This window comes from Polaromonas sp. P1_E3 (assembly GCF_056405935.1).
The window spans coordinates 1-5440 of record NZ_JBFUBD010000183.1 but is presented as its reverse complement, the minus strand read 5'-3'; the positions used below and the strand labels follow the sequence as shown (position 1 = coordinate 5440).

General features: G+C 61.0%; 7 protein-coding genes. All 7 read right to left on the bottom strand.

Going from position 1 to position 5440, the window contains the following annotated elements; all coding sequences use genetic code 11:
* The coding region (locus AC1D0Z_RS15355) for a ribonuclease E/G (RefSeq protein WP_477659090.1) at positions 1-553 on the bottom strand (553 nt) is incomplete at its 3' end.
* Positions 554-585: 32 nt separating this feature from the next.
* Complete coding sequence (locus AC1D0Z_RS15350; RefSeq protein ID WP_477659089.1) at positions 586-1188, bottom strand: Maf family protein; 603 nt, start codon at positions 1186-1188, stop codon at positions 586-588.
* A gap of 132 nt (positions 1189-1320) precedes the next feature.
* Positions 1321-1788 carry a 23S rRNA (pseudouridine(1915)-N(3))-methyltransferase RlmH gene (gene rlmH, locus AC1D0Z_RS15345; RefSeq protein WP_477659088.1) on the bottom strand — a complete coding sequence of 156 codons (468 nt, stop codon included), beginning with the start codon at positions 1786-1788 and terminating at the stop codon, positions 1321-1323.
* Positions 1785-2594: a ribosome silencing factor gene (rsfS, locus tag AC1D0Z_RS15340; RefSeq protein WP_477659087.1), complete on the bottom strand. Its 810-nt coding sequence runs from the start codon at positions 2592-2594 to the stop codon at positions 1785-1787. Before rsfS ends, rlmH begins: the two co-directional genes overlap by 4 nt.
* A gap of 28 nt (positions 2595-2622) precedes the next feature.
* The gene (gene nadD / locus AC1D0Z_RS15335) at positions 2623-3255 is read right to left on the bottom strand and encodes a nicotinate (nicotinamide) nucleotide adenylyltransferase (RefSeq protein WP_477659091.1); all 633 of its coding nucleotides are present in this window, start codon (positions 3253-3255) and stop codon (positions 2623-2625) included.
* Positions 3255-4172, bottom strand: coding sequence for an oxygen-dependent coproporphyrinogen oxidase (hemF, locus tag AC1D0Z_RS15330; RefSeq protein ID WP_477659086.1), 918 nt, complete (start codon positions 4170-4172; stop codon positions 3255-3257). Before hemF ends, nadD begins: the two co-directional genes overlap by 1 nt.
* Positions 4173-4223: 51 nt before the next feature.
* On the bottom strand, positions 4224-5440 hold a 1217-nt coding region (gene purD, locus AC1D0Z_RS15325; RefSeq protein ID WP_477659085.1), incomplete at its 5' end, for a phosphoribosylamine--glycine ligase.

The window sequence follows — 5440 nt, the reverse complement described above, 5'->3', positions numbered from 1 at the left end:
CGCCATTGGTCCTTAGTATGAAACCGCCCCCCATGTCCGAAGTAAGGGCCTGGACGCGCTGACGAAGCTCTTCGCGTTGCCTGGGCGGTATTTTTTGGGACACGCCGATGTGGTTGTCCTGCGGCAGAAACACCAGCAGCCGGCCGGCAATGCTGATCTGCGCCGTGAGCCGCGCGCCTTTAGTACCAATTGGGTCCTTGAGGACCTGCACCATCACGGCCTGCCCTTCAAACAGCTGCTTTTCAATGGGTTGCAACGAAGCCATGGCCGGCGCGGCAGTTCCGCCAGTTGCCTGCCCATCGGTGTCTGCATGGCGGCTATTGATGCTGCTCATGAGATCGGCCACATGCAAAAAGGCGGCACGATCCAGACCGATATCGATAAAGGCAGACTGCATGCCAGGCAGCACCCGGGCGACCTTGCCCAGATACACATTGCCGACCAGGCCGCGTTCCAGGGTGCGCTCAACGTGAAGCTCCTGTACTGCACCGTGCTCGACGATCGCCACCCGGGTTTCCTGGGGAGACCAGTTGATCAGGATGTCTTGTTGCATGTCGTTGTAAAAATTTTGGTTGGCTGGAGGCGCTAAAGGCGAAGGCCCGCGGCTTGCAGCAGCTGGGCGGTTTCCCTCAGCGGGAGTCCCATGATGCCACTGTAGGAGCCATCAATCCGGGCGATATGCATTGCGACCCTGCCCTGTATGGCGTAGGCGCCTGCCTTGCCCAAAGGCTCGCCACTGGCGACGTAGCTGCGGATCTGCGCAGGCGTCAAGGCGTCGAAGCTCACGCGCGAGCTGCTCAGCGCATCGAAACGGCGGCGCCCGGCCTGCACGGCCACGGCCGTCAGTACCCGATGCGTAGCGCCCGAGAGCTCACCGAGCATTCGGGCCGCATCCTTGGCGTCGTCGGGCTTGCCGTAGATGACCCTGCCCATGGCCACCGTAGTGTCTGAGCAAAGTATGGGCGCCGGCGGCAGCTTGCGCCGCTTCATGCGGGCGACTGCTGCGTCGAGCTTGAGACCCGTGACGCGCTGGACATAGCTGACAGGCGCTTCATTCTTCAGCATTGCTTCCAGCGATTCGGCGTCTTCTTCGGCGTCCGGCAACAGCAGTTCGTGGCGTACGCCAAGTTGTTCCAGCAATTGCCGCCGCCGAGGGCTTTGCGAGGCCAGGTAGATAAATTCAGACATAAGGACAGGGCTTAGCAGTTGGCCAAGGGAGTTCAGTACCAGCAGGGGCCGCGGAACCGGCTTCGCCGGGCCGCAGGCGCAGCGCCCCCTCGGGGGGCAGCGCATTACACGAAGTGAAAAGCGTGGGGGCCACTATTCTCTGTGATACGGGTGATTGATGGTGATGCTCCAGGCGCGGTAAAGCTGCTCAATCAGAAGCACGCGCACCATGGCATGGGGCAAGGTCAGGTCCGACAGGCGCAGGCGCTCGTGCGCGGACTGCTTGAAACCGGCATCCAGCCCGTCGGGCCCGCCGATCACGATGGCGACGTCGTCACCGGAGAGTTGCCAGGCCTTGAGCCGTTCAGCCAGCGCCACGGTGGTGACGGCGGTGCCGCGTTCATCGAGCGCCACGACGCGGGTGCCGCGGGCGATGCTCGCTTCTATGCGCCCGCGCTCAGCCGACAGCAGGTTTTCCAGGGTCTTGGAAGCGCGCGGCTCGGTTTTGACGGCCTTGAGTTCGACCTTCAGCTCTGGCGGGAAGCGCTTGGCGTAGTCGTCATAGGCGGTTTGCGCCCAGTCGGGCACCTTCTGGCCGACGGCTACGATGGTAAGCCTCATTTGCTCCGGGACGGAGTTTTCCTGGCGGCCGGTTTGCGGGCTGCTGTTTTAGCGGTGGTTTTGGCCGCGGCTTTCTTCGCCGCCACTTTTTTGGCTACAGGCACTTTGACAATCGGTGTTTTAACCGCAGGCTTGGCCAATGACTTGCCGGGAGCCGCTTTGGCGCCTGCACGGGCGGACTTGGCCGCTGGCTCGGTAGCTGGCGTAGCAGCATTGCGCCTGGCGGTCCAGTCGTTGGTCTTGCCAACCCGGCCCACATAGCTGGAGTCGGGGGCGGTCGGCGCCTTTGCAGGTGCTTTTGCTGCCGACTTCGCGGTAGTTTTTGTGCCTTGTTTCGCAGTTTTCCCGCCGGCGCGGGCAACTTTCGGTTTGACCTCCGGCTCGGCATCGGCTTTGGACGCCTTCACCAGCGGGGCGGGAGCACCCAGCTTGAGCTTGATCGGTTTGTCGCCCCAGAGTTCTTCCAGATGGTAGTACTGACGGATGGTCGGCTGCATGATGTGCGCCACGGCGGCGCCGCAATCGACAATGATCCATTCACCGTTGTCTTCACCTTCAATGCGTGGTTTGGAAAAACCGGCATCCCGCACGGCATCSCGAACGCTGGCRGCCAGYGCYTTGGTCTGGCGGTTGGAGCTGCCGGAGGCGATGATGACGCGCTCGAACAGTGACGTGATGTGTTCCGTGTCAAACACCTGAATGTCCTGCGCCTTGACGTCTTCCAGACCGTCAATGATGGCTCGCTGCAGTTTCTGCACGTCCTTTTTGTCGGCGGCGGCGGAGGTTTTGACGGTGGTGGATGTCATGCAGTGTCTTGCTTCGATAAAGTGGGAATTAATGGGAACCGTACAGCTGGTGAAGTGAAATATAACGCGCAACGGCTTCGGGGACCAACCGGGTAATTTCCCCTGTAACCACGCCTTTGGATGCCATTAACTGGCGAATCTGCGTGGCACTGACGGGCATCAGGGGAAGGTTGAGCAGGCTAAACCGGTTAGCGCGGCTTTCGTAGGACGCAAATTGAGCGCCAGCCAGCGTGGATTGTGCGCGATCAGCTATACAAATTATAGCAAGATCAAGAATGTCCTGCCACCGGTGCCATTGCCTGAAGACCGCAAACTGGTCCGCACCAATGAACAGGTAAAGCTGCGCACCCGGATTCTCTTCCTGCAACGCCAAAAGCGTGTCAATGGTGAAGGTAGGGCCGCTCCGCTTCACCTCGCGCTCATCCACATGAACGCCTGAAATAGCCCCGAAAGCCAGCCTGGCCATGGCCAGGCGATGCGCTGGGGCACTCAAGGCGCGTGATTTGTGCCAGGCGTGGCCGGTCGGAACGACATACAAGGTATCGAGGCCAAACTGCCTGATTGCCTCCTGCACCAGTGCAACGTGCGCGCTATGGGGCGGGTCAAACGAACCGCCAAACATGCCGATGCGCTTTTGCACAGGTGGCGCCGTGGCAGCCATCAAACCCAGTCCCGTCTCGGTAAAAACTCCGTATAGAGGCGCTCCTCAGGACTGCCGGCCTCCACACCCCGCTGATAAGACCAGCTCGCCAGCGGCGGCATGGACATCAGGATAGACTCCGTGCGCCCTCCTGATTGCAAGCCAAAGTGCGTGCCCCGGTCCCAGACAAGGTTGAACTCCACATACCGGCCTCGCCGGTAAAGCTGAAACTCCCGCTCCCGCTCGCCATACGGTGTGTCTTTGCGCAGCTCAACAATCGGCAAATAGGCCTGCAGGAACGAATCCGCCACACTCTGCATCAGCGCACAGCTCTGGTCCGGGCCCAGCTCCTGGAAGTCGTCAAAGAAGACGCCGCCAATGCCGCGTTGTTCCTGCCGGTGCTTCAAATAAAAGTACTCATCACACCACTGCTTGAACCGGGGGTACTTGTCGTCGCCAAACGGCGCCAGCGCGTCCTTGCAGGCTTTGTGGAAATGCACCGCGTCCTCTTCAAACCCGTAGTAAGGCGTCAAATCCATCCCTCCGCCGAACCAGCAAACCGGCTCGCCATCACTCGACACCGGGGTCGCGGCCAGCATGCGCACATTCATGTGAACTGTCGGCACATAGGGGTTCCACGGGTGAAACACCAGGGAAACACCCAAGGCCTCGAATGGAGCACCCGTCAACTCCGGGCGGTGTTGCGTCGCGGAAGGCGGCAGCTTCGGGCCCCGCACGTGAGAGAACCCGCAGCCGGCACGTTCAAATACCTTGCCCTGCTCCAGGATCATGGTGATGCCATTGCCCTGCAGCGTTTCCCCTGGTGCTTTCTGCCAATGGTCAGCCGCGAAGAGTTGGCCGTCGACACCGGAAACAGCCTGGGTGATGCGCTGCTGCAGCGCCAGCAGAAAGCCGCGAACGCCTGGAATATCGGTCATGCTGAAGTAGTATCCGAAGGGCAGAGATAAAAACCGGCGCGCACAGCGCAATCAGGATTTGACCGCACGCCAGCCGATATCCTTGCGGTACTGCGCGCCGTCAAACCCGATGTCCTGGGCAACTTCATAAGCGCGTTGCTGCGCGGCTTTCACTGTGCTGCCAAGCGCGGTGACGCACAAAACCCGTCCGCCCGCCGTTACCGTCGCGTCGTCCTGTTTGCGTGTTCCGGCGTGGAAAACCATCGCGTCTTCAATCGCATCAGCACCTTTTTGCAGGCCATGAATCACGTCGCCCTTGCGGGGGCTCAGCGGATAGCCGTGCGCAGCCATCACCACACCCAGGGCCGGCCGGCGATCCCAGTCCAACTCGATCTGGTCCAGCGTACCCGAGGTGGCGGCCATCATCACCTCATACAGGTCGGTTTTGAGGCGCATCATGATGGGCTGCGTCTCCGGGTCGCCCATGCGGCAGTTGAATTCCAGCGTTTTCGGCTTGCCCTCCGCATCAATCATCAGGCCGGCATACAAAAATCCTGTGAATGGAATGCCGTCTTTTTCCATACCCTTGATAGTGGGCAAAATGATCTCGCGCATGGCGCGGCCATGCACTTCGGGGGTAACGACCGGTGCCGGTGAATACGCGCCCATGCCGCCGGTGTTGGGACCCTCGTCGCCATCCAGCAAACGTTTGTGGTCCTGGCTGGTGGCCATGGCCGCCACATTCTTGCCGTCGCACATCACGATGAAGCTGGCTTCTTCGCCCTGCAAAAACTCTTCAATCACCACGCGTGCGCCACCCTCGTTGTGAGCCACGCCAAGCGGGTTGAAGTCGGGGTTGGGTGCCAACATGAATTCAATGGCCTCGTGCGCCTCATGCAGCGTCATCGCTACCACCACCCCCTTGCCGGCCGCCAGGCCGTCGGCCTTGACCACAATGGGGGCACCTTTTTCGTCCACATAGGCGTGGGCCGCCGCGGCGTCGGTGAAGGTTTCATACTCCGCCGTCGGAATGCCATGGCGCTTCATGAATGCCTTGGAGAACGCCTTCGAGCTTTCCAGCTGCGCTGCCGCCTTGGTAGGGCCAAAAACCCGCAAACCGTGCGCACGGAACTCGTCGACAATGCCTGCCGCAAGCGGCTGCTCGGGGCCTACCACTGTCAGCGCGATCTTCTCGGTCAGCGCCCATTCGCGCAGTGCCTTCAGGTCGGTAATGTCAATATTTTCAAGACGCGCATCCAGTGCAGTGCCGCCGTTGCCCGGCGCGACAT

What these genes read in the sequence shown, in the direction of transcription:
- hemF (WP_477659086.1), bottom strand. Translation starts at nt 4,172, where the DNA reads ATGACCGATATTCCAGGCGTTCGCGGCTTTCTGCTGGCGCTGCAGCAG.
- nadD (WP_477659091.1), bottom strand. Translation starts at nt 3,255, where the DNA reads ATGGCTGCCACGGCGCCACCTGTGCAAAAGCGCATCGGCATGTTTGGC.
- rlmH (WP_477659088.1), bottom strand. Translation starts at nt 1,788, where the DNA reads ATGAGGCTTACCATCGTAGCCGTCGGCCAGAAGGTGCCCGACTGGGCG.
- AC1D0Z_RS15350 (WP_477659089.1), bottom strand. Translation starts at nt 1,188, where the DNA reads ATGTCTGAATTTATCTACCTGGCCTCGCAAAGCCCTCGGCGGCGGCAA.